Origin of the sequence: Kitasatospora sp. NPDC059408 (assembly GCF_042751525.1) — a bacterium.
Classification (GTDB): Bacteria; Actinomycetota; Actinomycetes; order Streptomycetales; family Streptomycetaceae; genus Kitasatospora.
This window is the reverse complement of the sequence record NZ_JBHYWI010000007.1, coordinates 128,260-149,940: the sequence shown is the minus strand read 5'-3', so window position 1 is coordinate 149,940 and position 21,681 is coordinate 128,260. Positions and strand designations below refer to the sequence as shown.

Sequence of the window (21,681 nt, the reverse complement as noted above, 5' to 3'; positions counted from 1 at the left end):
TGTATCGGCCGTCCGGTGGGCGGCCGATTCGCGTTTCCCGGGCCCCCGCTGGACTCGACGCCAAGGACGGCGAACCAGTGGACGACAGGACCCTCACACGCAGCACGGTCACGCACACCCCGGCCCTCACCTGGCCGCGGCTGCTCGCCACCCTGGCGGCCGGGCGCGACCTCCGGGCCGACGAGGCGCGGTGGGCCATGGAGCGCGTACTGGACGACGACTTCCGGCCGGAGCAGCTCGCGGGCTTCCTGATGGGCCTGCGGGTCAAGGGCGAGAGCGCCGCCGAACTGTCCGGCCTGGTCGCGGCCGCGCTCGACCACGCGGTGCCGCTGGACGTCGACGGCGGCCGGTGCGTCGACCTCGCCGGCACCGGGGGCGACGGCGGCTCGACCGTCAACATCTCCACCATGGCCTCCGTCCTGGTCGCCGCCTGCGGAGTGCCCGTCGTCAAGCACGGCGGCCGCTCGGCCTCCTCCAAGTGCGGCACCGCGGACGTCCTGGAGGCGCTCGGTATCCCGCTGGACCTGCCGCCCGCGGCCGTCGCCGAGGTCGCCCGCCGGGCCGGGATCACGTTCTGCTTCGCGCCGGTCTTCCACCCGGCGCTGCGCAACGCCGCCCCGGTGCGCCGCGCGCTCGGCGTGCCGTCCGCGTTCAACCTGCTCGGGCCGCTGATCGGTCCGGCCCGGCCGCGCCACCAGGTGGTCGGCGTCGCCGACCTGCGGGCGGCGCCCGCGATCGCCGGCCTGCTGGCCGAGCGGGGCACCTCCGCCCTCGTGGTGCGCTCCGAGGACGGGACGGACGAGCTGACGACGACCGCGCCGGCCCGGATCTGGGCGGTCCAGGACGGCGCCGTGACGGAGGAACGGCTGGATCCCGCCGGCCTCGGGCTCGCGCCGGCGCCCGCCGGGGCGCTCGTCGGCGGCGGCCCCGAGCACAACGCGCGCGTCCTGCGGGAGGTCCTGGCGGGCGCGACCGGCCCGGTGCTGGACACCGTCCTGCTCAACGCGGCGGCCGCCCTGATCGCCGCCCGGCCCCGGCCCGGCCGGGTGGTGCCGCGGTTCCCGGCCGCCCTGCACGAGGCGCGGCAGGCCGTGGAGTCGGGGGCCGCGCTGAAGGCGCTCGACGGATGGCTGACGACGGTCCGGGACGTGCGGACGGCCGGATAGCGGCGATTCGGCCACCCGGCGCGAGGGCATCGCCCGCCCCACGGGGGGAGGGCGGGCGACGTCCGCGCGCCGGGTGGCCGGCGGGTTCCGGCTCCCCCCGGGCCGGAACCCCCGCCCCCACGCGGGCGAACCGTCCACCTGTGGTGCCGCCCCGGAGGCCGCCGCTGCCCTGATCGGAGACGGCCTGGCCGGGAACGGAAGCGGAGAACCGCGGCCGCGATCGCCATTCTGGGCACGCGGCCCCCACCCCCGCATGGGGGACCGGCCCCCATGTTCTTACGCGCCCCGCGATCCCCCGCACCCACCCGGCTTGATCAAACTCTTGTGCGAACCGTCTTCCGGCTGACACGCTCTGTGCCGTGACCACTCCTCCGAGCGACGCGACGGCCACGGCCCTGACGGGACGCTGGTGGGAGCCGGGCCTGCGCCCCGGCGAGCCCGCGCGTGACGGCCGCCCCGCGTGGGCCGCCTTCGTCGAAGAAGCGGTCGCCGGCGCCGGGGCACCGCGGACACCCACCGGACCGCTCCCCGGAACCACCGGATTCCGCCCGGTCGTGGCGCCGCTCGTCCGGACCGCGCTGTCCCGCGTGCGCACCGCGATCCCGCCCGAGCTCGCCGACCTCCCCGCGATCCGCGCCCGGTTCGCCGACGACCTCGCGGACGCCCTCACCCGGCAGGCCGCCCGCACGCTCGTCCTGGAACTCCACACCGCCCGGACGAACGGCCGGCTGCCAGGCGCCACCCCAGAGAATCGTTTCCGCTCCTACATCAAGGCGACGGCCCACCAGTCCGGCCTCTCGGGCCTCTTCCACTCCTACCCCGTCCTGGCGAGGATCCTCGCGCAGACCTGCCTGGCCGCCACCGAGGCACTCACCGACCTGCTGAACCGGTTCGCCGCCGACCGGGCGGACATCGTCACCACGCTGCTCGGCGGCACCGACCCCGGCCCGCTCACCGCCGTCCACCGCACCGGCGACCAGCACCGACGCGGCCGCACCGTCGCCGTACTGGGCTTCACCACCACGAAACGGGTCGTGTACAAGCCGCGCTCCCTACGGACCCACCGCCACTTCAACGCCGTCATCGACCGGTTCAACGCCCAGCCCGGCTCGCCCGGTCTGCGCGCCGTCGCCCTGGTCTCCCGGGGCGGCTACGGCTGGACGGAGTTCGTCGACCGCCGCCCGTGCACGACGCCCCGGGACGTCGAGCGCTTCTACCTCCGGCAGGGCGCGTGGCTCGCGCTGCTGCACGCCTTCGACTGCACCGACCTGCACTTCGAGAACCTCATCGCGTGCGCGGACCACCCCGTACCGGTCGACCTCGAAACCCTCTTCCACCCGCCCGCACCGCAGCGGCCCGGGGAGTCGGTCGACCCGGCGGCCGTCGCCCTCGCCGCCTCGGTGCACCGGACCGGCCTGCTGCCGCGCCTGATCCTCGGTGACGAACAGGCCGTGGACGCCTCCGGGCTGGGCGGCGACGCCGGAGCCACCGTGCCCGGGGAGTCCGTGCGGTGGGAGGAGGCCGGCACCGACCGGATGCGGCTCGCCCGCCACCCCGGCGAACTCCACGGCGGCGCCAACCGCCCCACCCTCGCCGGCACGGACGCCGACCCGGCCGACCACGCCGACGCCCTGCTCGACGGCTACCGCCTGGCCCGCCGCATCCTCGCCGACGACAGGGACGGACTGCTCGCCCTGCTGCCGGCGTTCGCCGACGACGAGACCCGCGTCGTCGTCCGCGCGACGGCCGACTACGCCACGCTGCTCGACGAGTCCACCCACCCCGGCCTCCTGAAGGACGCGGCCGACCGGGACGCCCTGCTCCGGGACGCCCTCGCGGACGGCACCGACCACCCCGGCTGGACCGGGCTGGCCGACGACGAAGCGGCAGAGCTCTGGAACGGCGACGTACCCGTCTTCACCACCCGCCCGGGAACGGCCGACCTGTGGACCGGCCAGGGCAGGCGCGTGCGCGGCGCACTGGACCGCCCCGGCCTCGACCGGGTCGGGGAGCGGCTCGGGCAACCCTGCCCCCACCAGGAGTGGATCATCCGCGCGGCCATGACGAGCCGCTCGGCCACCCCGCCCCACCAGCCGGCCCCCACCCCGCCCAGGACTCCCCGCCCCGGCGCCCGACCCCCCTCCCCCGCCGACCTCCTGAACGCCGCCCGCCGGATCGGCGACACCCTCCTCGACGAGGCCCACCGCACCACCGGCCGAATCAACTGGATCACCCTCGAACTCCTCGGCGACCGCTACTGGCAGCCCGCCCCCGCCGGCGCCGACCTGGGCGGCGGCTACCCCGGCCCCGCCCTGTTCCTCGCCCAACTCGCCGAGCTCACCGGCGGGGACCGCTACGCCGAGGCCGCCCGCCAGGCCCTGCGCCCGGTGCCCGAACTCCTCGACCGACTCACGGCCCGGCCCGCGGAACCGCCACTGATCGGCTCCGGCGCGTTCACGGGCCTCGGCGGCCTCACCTACGCGCTGAGCCGGCTCGCCGTCCTCCTGGACGACCGCGAGATCGCCGCCTGGCTCGCCCCGGCCGTCCAACTGACCGCCGCAGCAGCCGAAGCGGAACACTCCCCCACCCTCGCCGAGGGCACCGCCGGCGGCCTCGCCGCCCTCCTGGCCGTCGGCACCGCCGAAGCCCGGCAAGGCGCCCGCCGCTGCGCGGACGCGCTGCTCTCCCGCACGCTGCCCACCCAGCACAGCTTCACCACCGGAACCGCCGGCATCGGATGGGCACTTCTCCGCTTCGCCGAGTCCGAGGACGACAGCACGGAACACAGGCGAGCCGGGCTGGCCGCACTGCACGCCGCCGCCACCTCGCCGACCCCCCGGTCGACGTGGTGCGAAGGCACGCCCGGAATCGCCCTCGCCCTCGCCGACAGCGGAGCCGCACCGGCCGACGAACACCTCAGCCACCACGTCAAGACCACCACCGAACGCACGGCCGCAGCCGGCCCACTCCCCACCCACAGCCCGTGCCACGGCGAACTCGGCGTCCTCGAACTGCTCGCCCACGTGAAGGACCCGGCCCTCGGCACCCGCACCACCGCCCTGCTCGCCGCACTCGACCGGGCCGGCCCGGTCTGCGGCACCCCGTCCGCCGTCCCGGCCCCCGGCCTCCTGACCGGCCTGGCCGGCATCGGCCACGGGCTGCTGCGGCTCGGGTTCCCCGACCACACGCCTTCGGCGCTGCTCCTGCGAGCGCCGATCGAACCACGGCCGTCACACCGGACGCCGTGACCCCCCGAACGAGAGGAAGAGCCATGGACATCCACGAGACCGTCCGTCGCCGGACGTCGCCGATCGTCGCCCAGGAAGCGGCCCAGGACGACCCGATCGGCGCGATCCGCCTCCGCCCGACCACCACCGGCCTGCTCACCCGCCGCGCCGAACTGATGGGCACCCGCGACCGCGGCAAGTGCACGATCGAGACGGTGACCTTCCGCTAAGCACCACTCACCCGACGGCCGGAGCCGGGGAGCCCAAAGCCCCCCGCCCCCGGCCGTCGGCACACCCGCACCGATGCACCCAACCCCCTCACCTCCGCCCCCTCCGCCAGGCCCCGCGAACCGCACCCACCCGAAAGCCCACCCCACGCCCCAAGCCCCGCGCAGCGGCCCCCACCCTCACCCGCAATCGCCTGCCCGCCCCGGGATTTTGGCAATCGTTTTGTCAACTTGTTCATACGATCAACTACCCTGCCGACATGCGCATCACTTCGCCGGTCACCATCGGCCGTCAGGAAGAAATCTCCCTGCTGGAGAGATCCTTGACGCAGCTTCGGGAGAGCACCGGCCGCACGGTGTTCCTGGTCGGCGAGCCCGGAATCGGCAAGTCCCGGCTGGTCGACCACTGCGTCCAGCAGGCGGCGGACCGCGGCATCCCGGTGCTGCGCGGCCGCGGCAGCATCACCGGCGGCGGAACCCCGTTCCGTCCGCTGTTGGAGGCGCTGTCCTCGCACTTCCGCACCACCGCCCCACCCACCGACCCCGAACTGCTCCCCTACCGTTCGGCCCTGGCCCGGGTCATCCCGGAGTGGCGGAACGCCGCCGCCCCCGGCCGGACCGAGAGCGTCGTCGAACTGGCCGAGGCGCTGCTGCGCCTGCTCGCCGTGATCGGCCGGGACGGCGGCTGCGTCCTCGCCCTGGAAGACCTGCACTGGGCGGACTCCGAATCCGTCGCCGTCACCGAGTACCTCGCCGACAACCTCGGCCGCCTGCCCGTCCTCCTCCTCGCCACCGTCCGCCCGGACCCGGGCACCGCACTGAACCTCGCGCGGAGCACCGAGCGCCGCCGCGTCGCCACCGTCGCGACGCTGCGGCCCCTGACCGCTCCCGAGATAAGAGCCCTGGTGGCCGGCTGTCTGGACGCCCCGGCCGCCGACGTACCGGACGCCGTCGTGGAGCGGCTGGTCGCCCGCAGCGACGGCAACCCGTACCTCGCCGAGGAACTCCTCGCCGACCTGGTCGACTCCAAGCTGCTGAGCACCACCACCGACGACCCACAGGCCGCCGACGGCCCACAGGCCACCAACCGCTCACAGGCCGCCGGCGGCTGGCACGTCACCGGCGACCTCGACACCACCGTGCCGACCACCGTCGTGCAGAGCTTCGGCCACCGCCTCCTGCAAGTCGACCCCCCGCTGCGCGACTTCCTCCTCCTGGCAGCCACCATCGGCCCGCGCTGCTGCGTCTCCGCCCTGCGGACCGTCACCGGACTCGACGACCCCACCCTGTTCAGCCGCCTCCGGGCGGCGACCGAGGCGCACTTCCTCGTCCCCGACGACTCCTCGCCGCACGACTACGCGTTCCGCCACGCGATCACCGTCGACGCCGTGCTCGCCGGCATCCCCGCCGCGCAGCGCGCCGCACTCGCCCGCCGGGCCGCCGACGCGCTGCGCGAGGACGGGCCGCCGACCCCCGACCGCTGCCAGCTGGTCGCCGACCTGCTCGTCACCGCGGACGACCGCCCGGGTGCGGCGCTGCTGCTCGCCGAGGCCGGCCGGCTGACGATGGCCGACGGCGCCTCGGCGTCGGCGGTGCTGCTGCTGGAACGGGCCGAGTCGCTGGCCGGCCCGGCGCACCGGGCGGAGATCACCGAGTCGCTGGCGCACGCGCTCGCCGAGGACGGCCGGTTGGACCGGGCGTTCGCGCTGGCCGGCACGCTGCCGACGCTCGGTTCGACGACGCTGGCCGCCGACCGCATGGTCGCCCTGCACACGCGGCTGGCCTGGGCCGCCGTCGTGGCCGAGCGGAGCGCGGAGACGGTCGCCCAGGTGGCCGCGGCCCGGGCCCGGCTGCACAACGGCGGCGCACCGGAGCAGGCCGCCGCGCTGGCGGTCGTCGAGGCGCACCTGGCACTGCTGCCCGGCGAGGAGGAGCGGCTGCCGGACGCCGAGCGGCTCGCCGAGGAGGCGGCGGACATGGCCGAGCGGGCCGGGCTGCCGGTCCTGGCCTGCCAGGCCTGGCAGGTGCTCGCGATGCTCTCCCGCACGCACGGCTTCGACGTCGCCGACGGGTGCCTGGAGCGGATGCTCGCCGTGGCGGAGACGCACGGGCTGCCGGGCTGGCGGTTCGAGGCGCTGATCCGGCTGGGCGGCAACGCGTTCATGCGCACCGGCGAGGCGCGGCGGCTGGAGCAGGCGAGGGCGGCGGCCGAGGACCTCGGCTCGATCGTGCTGAGCCAGCGCACCGAGGGGTTCCTGGCGATGCACGCCGTCCTCTCGGGCGACCCGGCGACGGCCGAGGAGATCATCGGGCGGTGCCTGGACGCGGCCGGCCGGATGCGCAACCACGCGACGCACCGCTACCTGCTGCTGACCTCCGCGACCCTGGCCGCCCACCAGGGGCGGCGGCGCACGATGGAGCACGTCCTGCGGGCGTTCCGGCAGGCGGGCGGCGAGGGTTCGCTGCTGACGCCGGTGATGCTCGGCCTGTGCCGGGCCATGTGCGCGCTGTTGGAGGAGGACCGCGCGACGGCCGACGCCGAGTTCGCGGCGGCGGCGGCCTGGGAGGCCGAGCACCCGAACGTCTACTTCCTCGCCGGGCGGTACGGCCTGCGCCCGCTGCTGGCGGTGCTGGCCGGCACGGCGGGCTGGGCCGAACACGCCGCCGTCGCCGCGTCGCCGGGCGCCGAACTCGCGTGGAACCGGCAGTTCCTGGACCTCGCCGAGGCGGTGCTGCTGGGCCGGGAGGGCCGGGCCGCCGAGGCCGCCGAGGCGGTCGCCCGGGTCCGGCGGGATCCCGGGCGCTTCCCCACCGGGCACCACCTGGGGCTGCGCCTGGTCGCCGAGGCCGCGCTCGCCGACGGCTGGGGCGACCCGGTGGCCTGGCTGCGGACCGCCGAGGAGTACTTCCACGCGCTCGACGTCCCGCCGGTGGCGGGCGCCTGCCGGGCGCTGCTCCGGCAGGCGGGGGTGAACGTCGCCCAGCGCCGCAGGGGCCGCGAGCTGATCCCGGCCGGGCTGCGCGCCCAGGGCGTCACGCCGCGCGAGTACGAGGTGCTGGCGCTGCTCGTCGACCGTCCCGGCAACCAGGACCTGGCCCGGCTGCTGTCGATCTCGCCGCGCACGGTCGAGAAGCACCTGGCCAGCCTGATCCAGAAGACCGGCCGCCCCGACCGGGCCGCACTCTGCCGGCTGGCCGCGGACCTGGCCGTGCACGGGTAGGGCACGCCCTGGGCCGTGTCGCGCGTACCGGGCCCGGTGGCGACGCGGCCCGGAGCCCGGTCACCGGGACAGTTCGTCGAGCAGGAAGTCCGCCGGGCAGCCGTGGTGCGCGCGGTGCAGCACGCGCAGCACGCCCACCGAGCCGGTCAGGTAGTCGCACGCGAAGCGGGGCACGGCCTCGCCGGGCTCGGACAGGAAGGTCCTGCGGACGACGTCGAGCCGACGCAGGGCGGTTTCCCGGTAGGCCCGGTCCCCGGTGATCTCGGCGGCGTCGAGCAGGGCGTCGGCGACACCGACCGTGCCGGAGCCGTGGCCGTGGCCGTGGCCGAAGCCCCGGCCGGGCACGTCCAGCGCGCGCAGCACGGCCCGCGCGTCGTCGAGGCCGCCGTAGCGCAGCAGTACCCTGGCGATGCCGGCGCCGCCCGCCTCGACGTACGGTCCCATGGCGCCCTCGTGCTCGAACACGGGCACGCCGTCGACGAGTCGGGCCTGCACCAGCTCCCACGCGAGGGCGGCGCGACCGAGCCCCAGATGGCTCTCGTCACCCGTGACCTGGTACAGCCTGAGCAGGAACATCGCCACGCCGGCCTGGCCGAAGGCAAGACCCGTGAGCGGACCGGCCACGGAGAACTCGTTGAACTCCGCTAACTCGCCGAACTCACCGAACGCGCTGAACTTGCCGAACTCGCCGATCCAGTAGGCGTGTTCGCCGTCGCGCCGCACGGTCTCGCGCAGTGCCCGCGCGCAGTCGAGGGCGGCGGCGAGGTCGCGTTCGTCGTGGCCCCGCACGTAGAAGCGCAGGTTCGTCATGCCGACGCCGGCGAGGCCGCAGTAGAAGGAGTGATCGCCCGACTCGGCGGCCCGCCGGTTGGCCAGGGCGAGCAACGTCCGTGCCTGGCCGCGGAATCCGAGCTCGTCGGAGGTCCAGGCGAGGCCGGCCAGGCCGTCCATGAGACCGGCGGGGTACGTCGCCGGGTCGACCGCGTCGAGCCGCTCGCGCAGCCACTCCTTCCAGCCGGGCCGCAGCGGGACGCCCGAGGCGTCCAGCGCCCACAGGACGCCGCTCGCACCGAAGCCGAGGCTCAGCGGGTTGGTGGTGCGGGCGAACGGGTCCGTGGGGAACAGCGTGCTGCACGCGGGGTCGGCGGCGGCCGCGACGGAGGCCGCGATCCCGGCCACCGCCGTCCCGAACTCGTCCGGTTCGTCGCGCATGTCTTCCTCTGCGGTTCGTGCGGACGACCGCCCTCGATGGCCGGGAGGACGGCGCGATCCGTGCGGGGACGCTGCCCGCTGCCCCCGCACGGATCCGCCGGAGCAGCATCGGGTGGAGCTGCTGCTGCTTCGCGCCGGACTTCCCTCCGGCACACACAGAGCCAACACCGTCCGCCGCCCGCCCGCATGAGGGATCGGACCCCAGAATTCCGCCCGCCCCACCCACGTATCCGGCGTCCGCCGGGCGCGTCCCACGAATCAGCCGGACGCGACCCGCGAATCAGCCGCGCGCTGCCGCTCGGCCGACCACCGGGAGCACGTTCAGTTCCTCCTCCGTCAGCACCAGTTCGGCCGCTGCCGCCGAGTCCCGGATCGTCTCCGGCCGGCTCGCGCCCGGGATCGGCAGCATCACCGGCGACACGGCCAGCAGCCAGGCGAGCGCCACGCGCTGCGGGCTCACCCCGCGCCCGGCCGCGACCTCGGCGAACGCGCCGCTCCCGACCGCGTCCGCCCGTCCGATGCCGCCGAGCGGGCTCCAGGGCAGGAACGCGAGGCCGAGTTCGGTGCACAGCTCCAGCACCGGCCGGTGCTGCAGGAACGCCGGCGAGAAACGGTTCTGGACGGACACCAGGGCGTCACCGAGGATCCCGCGCGCCTGCCGCACCTGCTCCACCGAGACGTTGGAGATGCCGGCCGCCCGGATCTTGCCCTCGTCGTACAGCTCGCGCACCGCGCCGAGCGAGTCCTCGTACGGGACCCGCGGGTCCGGGTAGTGCTGCTGGTACAGGCCGATCGCCTCGACGCCGAGACGGCGCAGCGAGCCCTCGCAGGCCCGCTTGAGGTGGGCCGGATCGCCGTCGATGGTCCAGGAGCCGTCGCCGGGCCGGCCGCGGCCGCCCTTGGTGGCGACCAGCACGCCGTCGGCGCCGGGGCCGTACGCGGCGAGGGCGCGGGCGACGAGGCGTTCGTTGTGGCCGTACTCGTCGGCGTGCCAGTGGTAGGAGTCGGCGGTGTCGATCAGCGTGATGCCGGCGTCGAGTGCGGCGTGGACGGTCGCGACCGCCCGTTCCTCGTCGGGGCGGCCCTCGACGGAGAGCGGCATGGCGCCGAGGCCGATCGCGCTGACGTCCAGGGATCCGAGGCGGCGGGTGGCGGTCATGCGGCGGCTCCTCGTCGAAGCGTCTCGGCGACGAGCTCGGGCAGCCAGTCGCGGGTGTGGGAGAAGGTGTAACCGAGCTGTTCGGCATGGGAGTTGTCCATGCCGTAATAGCGGTCGAAGGAGAACGGCGAGGCCTCGTCGCCGGGCGCGGGTGCGGCCGTCCGGTACGAACTCCCCTGAGCGATCAGGTCGCAGAGGTCCGTGGCCGTCAACTCGCCGTGCGAGCAGGCGTTGACGGCGCCGGTGAACCCCGCACCGGCCGCCCAGTGCAGGACGTCGGCCATCTCGGCCTCGTGCGCGTACGAGGACGGCAGGTTCGCCGGGTGGACGGCCACCGGAAGCCCGGCCTCGATCCGTTCGCGGTAGTGCGCGAGGCGCCCGGTGAAGTCGTCGGCGCCCAGCACGTGCCCGGCCCGGACGGCGACGAACGGGAACGCGTCGCCGCGGGCCAGCACCGCCTCCGCCTGCCGCTTGCCCTCGCCGTACGACCGATCCCTGAACTGCCGGTCGATCCACGGCAGTTCCAGCCGCACCGGCCACCGGGCCGGATCGACGACGTCCTCGCCGAGCGGCACACCGGCCGGCCGGTCCTCCCCCGTGTCGTACACCTCGATGGTGGACGTCATGACGTACCGCCCGACCCGCCCGGCGAACGTCCGCACGGCTCCCTCGGCGTGCAGCGGCGTGTAGCAGACCTGGTCGACCACGACGTCGAACTCCCGGCCCGCGAGCACCGCGCCCAGCGCCGCGGCGTCCTCCCGGTCCGCCACCAGCCGCTCCACCCCGGGCGGCGGGGGCACCGACCCCCGGTTCAGCACGCTCACCCGCGCTCCGGAGTCCCGCAGCCGGGTGACCAGCCGCCGCCCGAAGTAGCGGTTCCCCCCAATGACCAGCACGTTTTCCATGCCCACAAGTGTTACCGTGCGGCGTCATCTGATGAAGGGGAGATCATGGGAGTTCAGGCGCTTCGACCGAAAGACCGACGGCAGACGGGCCCGGCCGCCGACGATTCCTCAGGACGGTCCGCCGCGCGCCCCGAGAGCGCCCTGGACGCCGTCGACCTGCACCTCCTGGAGCTCCTCCAGACCGAGGGCCGCATCACGCTCAGTGAGCTCGGCCGCCGCGTCAGCCTCAGCCCCGCCGCCGTCGGCGAACGCGTCCGCCGCCTCGAAGCCGACGGCACCGTCACCGGCTACGCCGCCCAGGTCTCCCCCGCCCGCCTCGGCTACGGCATCCAGGCCTTCGTCCGCGTCTCCCCGCACGCGCGCGTGACCGTCAAGTACCTCCGCAGCCAGGAACTCGTCCACCGCCCCGAGGTCCTGGAGGTCCACCACGTCATCGGCGAGGACTGCTGGATCTTCAAGATCGCCGCCCGCGACACGACCCACCTGGAAGAACTCATCGAACTCATCTCCATCCTCGGCCGCACCACGACGTCCGTGATCCTCTCCTCCCCCGTCACCCGGAACGCCGTCCTCCCGCCGCCGTCCCTGTAGCCCCCGTTATCAGCCCCGGCAACCGGCGGCCGACCCCGGGGCTCCGCAGCGCACGTCGTCCGAGCGGCCCAACCCGATGAGCGCCGGACCGTCCGCCCGGCGGACCCTTGCCTGAGATGGCCCCGGCCACCCAGCCGGGGCCGAGTCGACGGATCGGAGGGCGAACGATGCCCAACATCCCGCCCCAGGACCATGCCGTCCCGCACGTCTCGACCGTCCCCGCGAACCTCAACGAGCACGTCGAGCTGTTCGTCCGCGAGTACGACGGGACCAAGCCGCACCACGACCCCGAGCCCGTCCTGATGCTGCACGGCCGCAGCGTCCCGGCCCTCGCCGGCTTCGACCTCCAGCACGACGGGTACAGCTGGGCCCAGGACCTGGCCCAGGCAGGCTACGACGTGTTCGTGATGGACCTCCAAGGCTCCGGCCGGTCACCGCGGCCGGAGATGGACAACCCGTGCAACGCCAACCCCGCACAGCAGAAGGCCGACCTGGTCCCCAACCCGCTGGCCGCGCCGTGCCCCCCGGCCTACCCGAAGCAGTTGGGCAACTCGCAGAGCGAGTGGGACGAGCTGAACACGGTCGTCGAGTTCGTCAGGAAGCTGCGGAGCGTGCCACAGGTCGCGTTCGTCGGCTGGTCCGCGGCCGCCTTCGTGATGGGACCGTACGTCCTGCAGCATCCCGGCAAGGTGAGCAGCCTGATGTTCCTGGCGCCGATCTACCCGCCCCGCGGCAACGCGAGCAAGCCGGGCACCCGGTTCGGCGCACCGCATCCGCTGCCCCTGACCACCCCGGCCGCCCAGTTCGGCTTCCCGATGAACCTCCTCACGAAGGCCGACCTGACGCACGTGTGGGACCCCGAGCTGAAGTGCGCGGGCCAGCGGGAGAGCGGCATGGTCGACGTGGTGTGGGCGGCCATCATGGACAACGACGCCGTCGGCAAGACCTGGGGCCCGCTGAACTCCGGCGTGCCGGAGGGCGTCTGCCGGTTCCGCAACTCCTTCTGGTGGGGCTGGAACGACGCGACGGTGCCGCTCGACAACACCCTCGGCACGGTGGTGCCCGTCCTCCTCGTCTACGGAGAGGACGACACCCAGGCGATCCACCCGACGCCGGACGACAAGACCAACTTCTCGGTCCCCGCCCTCTATGCGGCCATCCCCGGGACCGACAAGCTGATGATCAGAGTGGCCTGCGCCGGCCACCAGATGGTCTGGGAGAACCGCGCCAAGGACCTGCACCACATGGCCCGCGAATGGCTCAAGCACACCGCCGTCGACGGGCTCAAGAGCGGCAGCTACGCCCTGGACACGAACGGCAACTACACCCCGTACCCCTGACCACCAACCCCCGCCCCGAGACCCCTGCCGATCACCGGCGGGGGCCTCGGTGTTCTCGCATCGGCGTTCTCGCAGAGGAAGCTCACGGCCCGAAGGAGGACCCCGTGCCGTCCCACGACGCCTCGGGGCCCAGCGGGGAGACCTCGTCCGGAGTCAGGCCGGTCGCGGCCAGGAAGGCGGCCGCGACGTGCTCCCGCGGCGCCTCCTCCAGGTCCAGGACGACACCGCACTCCGCCGCCCACGCCACCGCCACCCGCTCGCCGGAGGCCAGCCGCAGGACGAGGACGTCGAGTTCGGCGCCCCCTTCCGTGACCGTCTGCGCGATGCCCAGACGCGCCTGCCCGGCCGGTTCGTCGAGGTGGAGGCGCAGCAGTGGGCGCGCCACACGGAAGGACGGCCACCATTCGTCGGTGTCGAGCGTGCGGAACGGCCGCTGCGGCCAGGGGCGCATGCGGTCCAGCACGTCCCGCAGCAGGGCCAGGAACTCCCGGACGTCCTGCTCGCCGTGCGGCTGCGGGATCGCTCCGGCGATCGGGCTCCCGCCCGCCAGCGCGTCCCCCAACTGCTCGTACCGGACGGCGACTTCCTCGTCACCGAGCTGCCGGCCACGGACGATCATGCCGGCGACCCGCTCCGCCGCGGCCCGGTCGAGCGCACCGAACTGCGCGGCGTACAGCACGCCGTTGGTGAATCCGCGCCACGTCTCCATCGTCATCCGCCCCCTGTCCTCGGAATCCGATGCTTCCACACTGCCACAGACGGTCGACACTGTTGAGATTTCAACTAGTTTCCGGCTAGGGTGGTCCCCGCCGGCACCCGCCGGCCCCCGCCGGCACCGCAACACCCCACAGGAGGAACCCATGGCACACCTCGTCACCGACAACCCCGGGAAGTCCCGTTTCGAGATCCACGAGGACGGCGAACTCGCGGGCTTCGCCGAGTACCACCGCTCCGGCGACGAGATCGCCTTCATCCACACCGAGATCGACCCCCGCTTCGAGGGCCGCGGCCTGGCCGGCGGGCTGGCGCGCGCCGCACTGGACACGGCCCGCGAGCAGGCGCTCTCCGTCCTGCCGTACTGCCCGTTCATCCGCGGCTGGATCACCAAGCACCCCGAGTACACCGACCTCGTCCCGGAATCCCACCGCGCCCGCTTCGGCCTCTGAGCCGCGCCGCGCCGCGTCACCCCGGGAGTGGAGGAGCGCGGCGGACCGACTTTTCATTCTCGCGCGGTCGGCCGCCATTCATTCGACGGAACAGTGGAATTGACGCTTCGGCAGTTGGAGAACTGCTAGGGTCCCGAGCCGTGGAAGATCATCTGCGCATCGGCATTGCGTCCTTCGGGGTCCGCGAGTTCCAGGCCATCCATTCCGTGTGCCGACAGGAGGGGCACGATCCACTGGTTCACGTGTATTCGCGCTCGATGCGGCCCGGAAGGCCCACGGACGACCACGCGGCCGCAGCGGTCGGTTCCCTCCTCGGTGCGATCCCCGCCGGCGTCGACCTCCTCGTGCCGGGCAGCCCCGAGGGATTGGCGCGCGCCCTCGCCGGTTACGCCCTGGACCTCCTCGTCGTCTACGGCTTCAACTGGAAGCTGCCGCCGTCGGTCCTGGCCACGCCCCGCCTCGGCGTCATCAACGTCCACTGCTCGCTGCTGCCCGTCTACCGGGGGCCCGCGCCCGTGCTGTGGGCGATCCGCAACGGGGACCACCACCTCGGCGTGACGGTCCACCGCATGGACGAGGACTTCGACACCGGCCCGGTGCTCGCCCAGCAGGACGGAATCCCGATCCCCGACGACGTCACGCCGGACATCCTCTGGCCACGGCTCCAGCCGGTCATTCGGCGACTGCTCGCCGAATCGATCGGCCGCATTTCGAACGGAGTTCCCGGAATTCCGCAGGACCACTCCCGCGCGAGCCGCGCAGGGCTGATGGAAGCGGAGTTCTCCGTCGTCGATCGCACGCGCACCGCACGCGAGATCCACAATCAGGTCCGCACCTTCCGTTTCATGGGGGCGGGCCTCGGCCCGACGGTCGACATCGACGGGCGCGCCCTCCGGGTGCTCCGGACCGCGCTGACCCCGGCCGACGGCATCCGCCTCGACTGCGCCGACGGCCCGCTCTGGATCACGGAGTCGGCCCCCGGCTGATCCCGTCCCCACCGGTCCCTTGCCGGCCGATGTCGTCCCCGCCGGTCCCTTCGCGGCCGATCCGCTCCCGTCGCTCGGCCGCCCGCGGATCGTCGAAGCCCGCGAGGAGGGCCAGCGCCTCGGTCCGGTGGCGGCGGGCCTCCTCCTCGCGGCCTGCCTCCCCGAGGGCTCGCGCGAGGTTGTCCAGCGCACCCGAAAGCTGCCACTGGTCCGCGCACTCCCGGTGGATCCGCGCGGCGGCCTCGTGGAGACGAATGGCGTCGTCCGTCCGCCCGAGGTCGCGGCAGGCCTCCCCGGCCCCGTCGAGCGCCGTTGCCTCCCGGCTGCGGTCGCCCAGCCGCCGCTGGACGTCGACCGCCCGCTCGCACGCCCGCAGGGCCTCCCCGGGCCGCCCCGCCGCGCGTTCCACGTGGGCGAGCCCGACGAGCCAGTGCGCCTCCCACAGGTCGTTGCCCTCCTGGGCGGCGATCGCCAACGCGGCCTCGGCCGCGGCACGGGCCCCCGCGAGCGACCCCAGCCCGCGCCGGGCCCAGCCGAGGAAGTGCAGCGCGTTGCCCTCACCGCTCCGGTCGCCGAGCTCGCGGAACACCGCGAGCGCCCGCTCCAGCGCCTCGGCCGCCGGGCGGAAGTCGCCGAGTTCGCAGCGGGTCTCGGCGAGGTTCGACAGCAGCAGCGCGGCCCAGCGCCGTTCACCCAGGTCGGCGAAGATCGCCGCGCCGGCCTCGAAGCACGACCGGGCCTCGTCCAGCCGCCGCCGGCGCAGACCGAGCAGGCCGAGGGCGTTGACCGACACCGCCTCGCCGAACCGGTCACCGGTGCGGCGGCGGATCTCCAGGGCGGCGCGGTGGCACTCCTCGGCCTCGTCGAGCCGACGCGACTGGAAGTACGCCTTCCCCAGGTTCTCGTACGCCTCGGCCTCACCCGCGCGGCTCCCGTCCCGGGCGGCCGAGCCGATGCCGATCCCGGCCGTCGTCACCCAGTCCTCGAAGGCGTTCTGGTGCATGAACACGGCCCGCAGGACGACCGCCAGGCGCCAGGCGAGGTCGTGGCAGCCGGTCTCCGCGGCGGCCCGCACCGCGGCGACCAGGTTGCCGACCTCGGCGCGGTACCAGCGGAGCGCCGACGGGTGGTCGTCGAAGGCCAGCGGGACGACGTCCGCCGGAACCGGCAGGTCCAGCGCGTAGCGGTCGAACCGCGCCAGCGCCGACTGCGCGTTGTCCGCGGTGTGCAGGTACCAGGACAGGACGCGCCGCCGGACGTCACGGCGGGCTTCCGCCGACTCCGTCTCCTGGACCTGCGTGACCGCGTACGCCCGCAGGAGGTCGTGGAGCCGGTAACGGCCCGGGGCGCACTCCTCGACCAGGTGGGCACCGGTCAGGACGTCGAGCCGGCGGCGCGCCTCGGCGAGCGTGCTCCCGGCCAGCGCGGCGGCGGCCGGCAGGCCGAACTCGTCCCCCGGGTGCAGGCCGAGCAGCCGGAACTGCCGGGCGGCGGCCTCGGGCAGGGCCCGGTAGGACCAGGCGAACACGTGGTGCATCGCGTCCGTCTCCTCTTCGGTCTCCGCCGTCAGGACCTCCCACAGCGCGGACCGGTCCTTGAGTTCGGCGATCAGCTCGCACAGGAGCATCAGCGGCCGGCCCGCCGCGCGTTCGGCGGCGATCCGCAGCGCGAGCGGCAGGCCCGCGCAGAGCCGGGCCAGTTCGGCCAGTTCGTCCGGCCGGTCGGCCGTCCGGGACGCGGCCGTCACCGCGCGGAGCAGCAGGACGGCCTCGGCGTCCGGGAAACGCGCCAGGTCGAGCCGGTCCGCACCCTCCCGGGCCACCAGGCCGGGCAGACTGTTCCGGCTGGTGACCAGGGTCAGCGAGCCCGCCGCGCCGGGCAGCAGCGGCCGGACCTGCGCGGCCGTCGCGGCGTTGTCGAGCAGGACGAGGAGCCGGCGGTCGGCGGTCATCGAGCGGTACAGCGAGGCCCGGTCCTCCACGCCGACCGGGACGGCCGCGGCGGGGAGCCCCAGGTCCCGGAGGAAACGGTCCAGGACCTGGCCCGGGGAGACCGGCGCGTTCGCGTCGTGGCCCCGGAGGTTGACGTACAGGGCTCCGGCCGGGAAGCGGTCACGGACCCGGTGCGCCCAGTGCAGGGCGAGGGAGGTCTTGCCGACCCCGGCCGTGCCGGTGACCACCACGACGGCCGACGGCACGAAGACCTCGCCCCCGCCGTCGGCCATCCGGTCCAGGCTTCCCAACTCGCCGCTTCGGTTGATGAAACGGCCGCCCGCATAAGGGAGTTGGTTGGGCCTCACACTGAACGGGCGCTGCTCCACCGGCTGGTGGAAGTGGATTCCGCCGTGAACGTCGTGCGCCTGGACGACGTCCCTCGCGGCCGCGGATCCGGCGATCCGGTTCGACTGCCAATCGCCTTTCGCCGAAGGCTCGTTCGGCGCAGGCTCGTTCGGCGCAGGGCCGCTCGGCGACGGCCCGTCCGGCGCGCGGCCGCTCCGGTCGGATCTGCTCATCGAGCGGTCAGCACCGCTGCCCGGTGGGCGGCGAGAGGACGGCCACCTCCCGGGCGAAGAAGGCTTCCAGCGGCTCGCCGTCCGCGTAGAGGTCGGCGATGAAGCGCCGGCAGCGCAGGATCAGGTCGCGATCGGCGAACCTCCGGACGGATTCGAGGACGCCGTCCTCGTCGTAGACCGCCTCGTACATGACTTCGGAGCCGAGCGTGTAGATCTCCGGGAGGAGGCCGCCCGTCTCGAAGCGCGCCACCCGCTCCGGGCCCACGACGCGGATCGGCCCGCCGCTCTGGTCACGGACGCGGAGGGCGTGGAGCTCCCACTGGAGGTAGGCGCTGATCGGCTCCTCCACGATCCGCACCCGGCACGCCGAGAATCCGCGTTCGGCGATCCTCCGGTGGTAGCCCTCCATGTCGGACCGGCCGGCTTCCAGAATTCCCGTGGAATTCTCCCAGTCACCGGCGGCGAAGGCCTCCCAGCTGTCGTATCCGGGCTCCTTGAAGGTTTGTCGGCGCTCCAGTTTCCAGAATCCCAGGGCGTTGATCCGCCAGAAGATTTCCTCGAATTCCGCGTAATAGTCCCGGAGCTCCATGCGCTCCCAGTCGGCCCCGGCCAGGAGTTCATGCATCCGGGATGTCCGCCTTCGCCGCGACGATCGTCGCACGCGGGATGACGACGAGCTGCTCACCAGGGTCGATGCTCACGCCTTCGGGAAGTCTGTCCTGGTAGGAGGCGGTGAGGTCACGTCCGATGACTGCGACGTCCCCGTTGTCCAGCTCCCAGATGTCCGGGCAGCTGGCATTGCCGGAGGTCTGGCCGAGCTCGTGCGAGGACTTGCCCAGGCGGCGGGCGAAGGATGCCGCGGGGTCTGGTTCCCAGGTGACAGCCATGCATTCCCCGTCAGTACGAGAAGAATCGGGGTGACAAAATTTAGCGCAGCCACGGGCGACGGTCAAGGGAGTTTGTCGGAAGAGTCGGTCCGCGACTCCTGTTCTCATGAGCTTAACGGAATTCGGAAATCCACAAACGCGCGTCGCGCCCGCTGCGCCGCCGTTGAGTGAACGTTTCATCTGCGCCGGCCCCAGCGGATCGCCCAGGCCGGCCGCCGGGCAAGGTGGGGCGAGCCGAGGCGAGGTGGGCGAGGCGCGGGGCGCGGGTGACGGTGAGTTCGACGAACCGGATGGCCGTTCATCAGCCGGTCCCGACACCTCGGTTGTCGGCGGGTCACCCACCCGGGCCCGTACGACGCGCGACTCCTCGGGACGGGTGCCAGAGTCGTCGGTAGCGCGCTCACCACTTCAGGGCCGACGCCCCGGCCCCCAACGTCCGGCCGTCATCCTCGGGCGGTCCCGTCGACGGCCGCGACCTGTCGCAGAACGGTGGATCCTCGGTGAAACCCTTGAAGTTGGCCGCTGCCGCCATGGCCGGCGCGGCCGTGTGCGCCCTCGTGTCCCCGACGGCCGTGGCGGCGCCGCACCGGAGCGCCGCGGTCCAGCCCTGGCCCTGGCCCTGGCCCTCGCCGGGGACCGGTTCGTGGCCCTTCCCCGGCGGCTGGCCGACGCTCCCCTCGGTGCCGACGCTCCCCTCGGCGCCCCTCCCGTCGGCGCCGACGCCCGCCGACCCCTCACCCCGGCCGCCGACCACCCCCGCGCGGCCCGCGCCCGCAGGGCCCGCCGGGCCGTGGGACCTCAAGTTCGCCGACGAGTTCGACGGCACGTCGGTGGACCGGACGAAGTGGTCGTTCCAGTCCGCGGCGGAGGCGGACTGGTCCGCCGCCCCGCTCGGGACGGGCAACCCGGACAACCAGCAGCTCGAATTCGACCAGCCGGCGAACTGCACCGTCTCCGGCGGCACGCTGGACATCACCGCGAAGCCGGATGACATCACCAGCGCCGGCGGCAGGCACTACGCCTGGTCGAGCTGCATGCTCAACTCGTCGCCGTCCTACGCCTTCCGCTACGGCTACACCGAGATCCGCGCCAAACTCCCGGCCCCCAAGGGCTTCTGGTCGGCCCTGTGGACGTGGGCGGCGCCCGGGGTCTCCATCCCCGCCAACGGTGAGACCGACGCCTTCGAGTTCTACTCGGACGACCACTCCCGGCTCCACCTCACCCAGCACAACCCGGGCGGAGCCCCCCAGGACCTCCTGCCCGGCTTCCCGTGGCCCGGGATCACCCGCCCCGGCCCGAACGTCCCCGGCCGGAACGTCCCCGGATCGAACGCCGTCGGCACCGTGCACCGGCCCGGGTTCGATCCGGCCGCGGACTTCCACACCTACGGCGTCGACATCGAACCGTCGGGAACGGACTGGTGGATCGACGGCCGGATGGTCTTCCACAGCAGCCGGACGTCGAACGGCCCGGTGAACGTCCTCCTCGACAACTTCGTCTACTCCAAGATCCCGCCGGCGCCGGGCAGCCGGGGCCACCTGATCGTCGACTACGTGCGGGCCTGGCAGCGACCGGCGGCCTTCCCCGGACACTGACGGACCGAACCCTCCGCAGGGACCGCGCGCAGGCGGGAAGGGCGAGCGCCCGGGCGTCGCACCTCGGCCATGCCGGGAGTCCGCGCAGAGCCATCCGGGTGGAGCCGCGCCCGGTGGCGGGTGGCGGCATGCGGCAGGGCTCCGGCACGCGGTAGGTACGTCGGTGCACTCGCACCACACCTTCGGAGGACCCACCACCATGCGCAAGCTCAGCACGCTGGCCGCCGTGATCACCGCGATGATCGGCCTCGCCGCCCCCGGCACCGCGGCCACGGCCGCCACCACGCCGGCCGCCCCCTCCGACGCGGTGAGCGTCACCGGCGGCACCCTCGCCGACGACGGCACCGTCACGCTGACCGGCGGCTACCGCTGCGCCGACCACCCGGGCAAGGTCGTCCTGATCGGCAGCAACGTCATCCAGGACGGCCACCCCGAGTCGATCGGCGGGTTCAGGGCGCAGTGCGACGGCACCGAACGCACCTGGACCAACACCGGCCGACCGATGACCGACGGCCGCCGCCCCGGCCCGCTCCTGCGCACCGGCCCGGTCACCGTGAAGGCGACCATGCTCACGATGGGCCCGAACGGCATGCCGCTCCCCCAGACCGTGGCCACCGCCGAGACCCCGATCGAGCTGCTGGCCGAGTGACCCGTGCCCGCAGGCCCCCGCACGCCGGTGCTGCACCGGCGTGCGGGGGCGGCGCGGGAGGGCGGCGCGCTTCGGAAGCCGTCGGACCACGACGTGCCGCCCAAAAAACCACCGGGGCCCGAAGCCGGCCGTCGGTCAGTAGGTGAGCCGGGCCAGGAGCAGGTCCGTCAGCTCGGCCACGACCTCGTCGAACTCGGCGGCGACGTAGCCCGCCGCCCAGTCGTGCAGGAGCGCGTTGACCGCGCCGATGAACGCCGCGGTCGTCAACGTCCAGTCCCGGCCGGCCACTTCGCCGCGACCGGCGGCCTGGTCCGCCTCGGCCGCGAGCAGTGCGGCCCAGCGCGCGCGGCGGTCGGCGCGGAGCCGCTCCAGCGTCGGGTTGACGCCGACGATCTGGACGTAGGCGATCTGCGCCCAGCGGGCGTCGCCCGCCGTCACCCGCGCGTAGGCACCGAGGCCGGCCCGGACCCGGGCGGCCAGTGCCGCCGCCGGGTCGAGTGCGCCCAGCGCCGCCAGCACCTCCGCCTCCGCCCGGTCGTTCACCGAGGCGTAGAGACGCGTGAGCACGTCCTCCAACGTCCGGAAGTGCTCGTAGAACTGACGTGTCGACAGTCCAGCCGCACCGCAGAGAGCCGCCACGGTGGTCCCCCGGTAGCCGGGCTCGCCACCCATCAACTCCAGTGCGGCGTCGAGCAGTCGGCGCTCCCGCTCCTCGCGGCGCTCGTCGACGCTCCGGCCCCGGTAGCGACTTCCGGCTCTCATGCACCAAGTATCGCGGCCGCGTGGATCTTTGAAAACAGCCGTTGTCAGATCCCTTGTCGTGTACCTGAGTTACTCC

General features: G+C 74.0%; 18 protein-coding genes. 10 read left to right on the top strand and 8 right to left on the bottom strand.

Annotated features, from left to right (window positions below; genetic code table 11):
- Positions 1-77 precede the first annotated feature (77 nt).
- The 4 genes from trpD (at position 78) to ACFXDE_RS07590 (ending at position 7,841) form a co-directional block, all read left to right on the top strand.
- Positions 78-1,166, top strand: a complete 1,089-nt coding sequence (gene trpD, locus ACFXDE_RS07605; RefSeq protein WP_380491821.1) for an anthranilate phosphoribosyltransferase — start codon at positions 78-80, stop codon at positions 1,164-1,166.
- Between the two features lie 359 nt (positions 1,167-1,525).
- Positions 1,526-4,414 (top strand): type 2 lanthipeptide synthetase LanM family protein, encoded by a 2,889-nt coding sequence (locus ACFXDE_RS07600; RefSeq protein WP_380491819.1) that lies wholly within the window; start codon positions 1,526-1,528, stop codon positions 4,412-4,414.
- A gap of 23 nt (positions 4,415-4,437) precedes the next feature.
- Positions 4,438-4,623 (top strand): hypothetical protein, encoded by a 186-nt coding sequence (locus tag ACFXDE_RS07595; RefSeq protein WP_380445069.1) that lies wholly within the window; start codon positions 4,438-4,440, stop codon positions 4,621-4,623.
- 257 nt (positions 4,624-4,880) lie between these two features.
- Positions 4,881-7,841, top strand: a complete 2,961-nt coding sequence (locus tag ACFXDE_RS07590) for an ATP-binding protein (protein ID WP_380491817.1) — start codon at positions 4,881-4,883, stop codon at positions 7,839-7,841.
- A gap of 60 nt (positions 7,842-7,901) precedes the next feature.
- Here ACFXDE_RS07590 and ACFXDE_RS07585 read toward each other — a convergent pair whose 3' ends face one another.
- The 3 genes from ACFXDE_RS07585 to ACFXDE_RS07575 all read right to left on the bottom strand — a co-directional run bounded on the left by ACFXDE_RS07585 (position 7,902) and on the right by ACFXDE_RS07575 (position 11,117).
- Entirely contained in the window at positions 7,902-9,053 is a 1,152-nt protein-coding gene (locus ACFXDE_RS07585) for a lanthionine synthetase C family protein (RefSeq protein ID WP_380491815.1), read from the bottom strand.
- Positions 9,054-9,333: 280 nt separating this feature from the next.
- Positions 9,334-10,212 carry an aldo/keto reductase gene (locus ACFXDE_RS07580; protein WP_380491813.1) on the bottom strand — a complete coding sequence of 293 codons (879 nt, stop codon included), beginning with the start codon at positions 10,210-10,212 and terminating at the stop codon, positions 9,334-9,336.
- Positions 10,209-11,117: an NAD-dependent epimerase/dehydratase family protein gene (locus ACFXDE_RS07575; protein WP_380491811.1), complete on the bottom strand. Its 909-nt coding sequence runs from the start codon at positions 11,115-11,117 to the stop codon at positions 10,209-10,211. Before ACFXDE_RS07575 ends, ACFXDE_RS07580 begins: the two co-directional genes overlap by 4 nt.
- 45 nt (positions 11,118-11,162) lie before the next feature.
- Here ACFXDE_RS07575 and ACFXDE_RS07570 point away from each other — a divergent pair, with 45 nt between their 5' ends.
- Together ACFXDE_RS07570 and ACFXDE_RS07565 are read left to right on the top strand one after the other, a co-directional pair.
- Entirely contained in the window at positions 11,163-11,708 is a 546-nt protein-coding gene (locus ACFXDE_RS07570; RefSeq protein WP_380446184.1) for an Lrp/AsnC family transcriptional regulator, read from the top strand.
- Positions 11,709-11,875: 167 nt separating this feature from the next.
- The gene (locus ACFXDE_RS07565; RefSeq protein ID WP_380491808.1) at positions 11,876-13,048 is read left to right on the top strand and encodes an alpha/beta fold hydrolase; all 1,173 of its coding nucleotides are present in this window, start codon (positions 11,876-11,878) and stop codon (positions 13,046-13,048) included.
- Between the two features lie 82 nt (positions 13,049-13,130).
- Here the strand turns inward: ACFXDE_RS07565 and ACFXDE_RS07560 are convergent, their stop codons facing one another.
- Complete coding sequence (locus tag ACFXDE_RS07560) at positions 13,131-13,763, bottom strand: hypothetical protein (protein WP_380491806.1); 633 nt, start codon at positions 13,761-13,763, stop codon at positions 13,131-13,133.
- 145 nt (positions 13,764-13,908) lie between these two features.
- Between ACFXDE_RS07560 and ACFXDE_RS07555 the strand changes: the two genes are divergently transcribed.
- Together ACFXDE_RS07555 and ACFXDE_RS07550 are read left to right on the top strand one after the other, a co-directional pair.
- Positions 13,909-14,214, top strand: coding sequence for a GNAT family N-acetyltransferase (locus ACFXDE_RS07555; protein ID WP_380491804.1), 306 nt, complete (start codon positions 13,909-13,911; stop codon positions 14,212-14,214).
- 140 nt (positions 14,215-14,354) lie between these two features.
- Positions 14,355-15,200, top strand: coding sequence for a methionyl-tRNA formyltransferase (locus tag ACFXDE_RS07550; protein ID WP_380491802.1), 846 nt, complete (start codon positions 14,355-14,357; stop codon positions 15,198-15,200).
- Here the strand turns inward: ACFXDE_RS07550 and ACFXDE_RS07545 are convergent.
- The 3 genes from ACFXDE_RS07545 to ACFXDE_RS07535 form a co-directional block, all read right to left on the bottom strand.
- A complete protein-coding gene (locus ACFXDE_RS07545; protein WP_380491800.1) occupies positions 15,178-17,424 on the bottom strand; it encodes an ATP-binding protein in 2,247 nt (748 codons plus the stop codon). The two genes, ACFXDE_RS07550 and ACFXDE_RS07545, sit on opposite strands and share 23 nt — an antisense overlap.
- 295 nt (positions 17,425-17,719) lie before the next feature.
- Entirely contained in the window at positions 17,720-18,337 is a 618-nt protein-coding gene (locus ACFXDE_RS07540; RefSeq protein ID WP_380491798.1) for a DUF6879 family protein, read from the bottom strand.
- Positions 18,330-18,599 carry a hypothetical protein gene (locus tag ACFXDE_RS07535; protein WP_380446191.1) on the bottom strand — a complete coding sequence of 90 codons (270 nt, stop codon included), beginning with the start codon at positions 18,597-18,599 and terminating at the stop codon, positions 18,330-18,332. The genes ACFXDE_RS07540 and ACFXDE_RS07535 overlap by 8 nt, the downstream gene beginning before the upstream one ends.
- Before the next feature lie 500 nt (positions 18,600-19,099).
- Between ACFXDE_RS07535 and ACFXDE_RS07530 the strand changes: the two genes are divergently transcribed.
- Complete coding sequence (locus tag ACFXDE_RS07530) at positions 19,100-20,194, top strand: family 16 glycosylhydrolase (protein ID WP_380491795.1); 1,095 nt, start codon at positions 19,100-19,102, stop codon at positions 20,192-20,194.
- A 199-nt stretch (positions 20,195-20,393) separates the two neighbouring features.
- A complete protein-coding gene (locus tag ACFXDE_RS07525) occupies positions 20,394-20,843 on the top strand; it encodes a DUF6299 family protein (RefSeq protein WP_380446193.1) in 450 nt (149 codons plus the stop codon).
- Positions 20,844-20,978: 135 nt separating this feature from the next.
- Here the strand turns inward: ACFXDE_RS07525 and ACFXDE_RS07520 are convergent, their stop codons facing one another.
- Positions 20,979-21,605: a TetR/AcrR family transcriptional regulator gene (locus ACFXDE_RS07520; RefSeq protein ID WP_380491793.1), complete on the bottom strand. Its 627-nt coding sequence runs from the start codon at positions 21,603-21,605 to the stop codon at positions 20,979-20,981.
- Positions 21,606-21,681 lie beyond the last annotated feature (76 nt).

Excerpts from the sequence above, each read along its gene's own strand:
- ACFXDE_RS07570 (WP_380446184.1), top strand. The coding sequence starts at position 11,163 with ATGGGAGTTCAGGCGCTTCGACCGAAAGACCGACGGCAGACGGGCCCG.
- ACFXDE_RS07525 (WP_380446193.1), top strand. The coding sequence starts at position 20,394 with ATGCGCAAGCTCAGCACGCTGGCCGCCGTGATCACCGCGATGATCGGC.
- ACFXDE_RS07520 (WP_380491793.1), bottom strand. The coding sequence starts at position 21,605 with ATGAGAGCCGGAAGTCGCTACCGGGGCCGGAGCGTCGACGAGCGCCGC.
- ACFXDE_RS07540 (WP_380491798.1), bottom strand. The coding sequence starts at position 18,337 with ATGCATGAACTCCTGGCCGGGGCCGACTGGGAGCGCATGGAGCTCCGG.
- ACFXDE_RS07595 (WP_380445069.1), top strand. The coding sequence starts at position 4,438 with ATGGACATCCACGAGACCGTCCGTCGCCGGACGTCGCCGATCGTCGCC.
- ACFXDE_RS07575 (WP_380491811.1), bottom strand. The coding sequence starts at position 11,117 with ATGGAAAACGTGCTGGTCATTGGGGGGAACCGCTACTTCGGGCGGCGG.
- ACFXDE_RS07555 (WP_380491804.1), top strand. The coding sequence starts at position 13,909 with ATGGCACACCTCGTCACCGACAACCCCGGGAAGTCCCGTTTCGAGATC.
- ACFXDE_RS07545 (WP_380491800.1), bottom strand. The coding sequence starts at position 17,424 with ATGGCCGACGGCGGGGGCGAGGTCTTCGTGCCGTCGGCCGTCGTGGTG.
- ACFXDE_RS07585 (WP_380491815.1), bottom strand. The coding sequence starts at position 9,053 with ATGCGCGACGAACCGGACGAGTTCGGGACGGCGGTGGCCGGGATCGCG.
- ACFXDE_RS07580 (WP_380491813.1), bottom strand. The coding sequence starts at position 10,212 with ATGACCGCCACCCGCCGCCTCGGATCCCTGGACGTCAGCGCGATCGGC.
- ACFXDE_RS07590 (WP_380491817.1), top strand. The coding sequence starts at position 4,881 with ATGCGCATCACTTCGCCGGTCACCATCGGCCGTCAGGAAGAAATCTCC.
- ACFXDE_RS07535 (WP_380446191.1), bottom strand. The coding sequence starts at position 18,599 with ATGGCTGTCACCTGGGAACCAGACCCCGCGGCATCCTTCGCCCGCCGC.
- ACFXDE_RS07560 (WP_380491806.1), bottom strand. The coding sequence starts at position 13,763 with ATGACGATGGAGACGTGGCGCGGATTCACCAACGGCGTGCTGTACGCC.
- ACFXDE_RS07565 (WP_380491808.1), top strand. The coding sequence starts at position 11,876 with ATGCCCAACATCCCGCCCCAGGACCATGCCGTCCCGCACGTCTCGACC.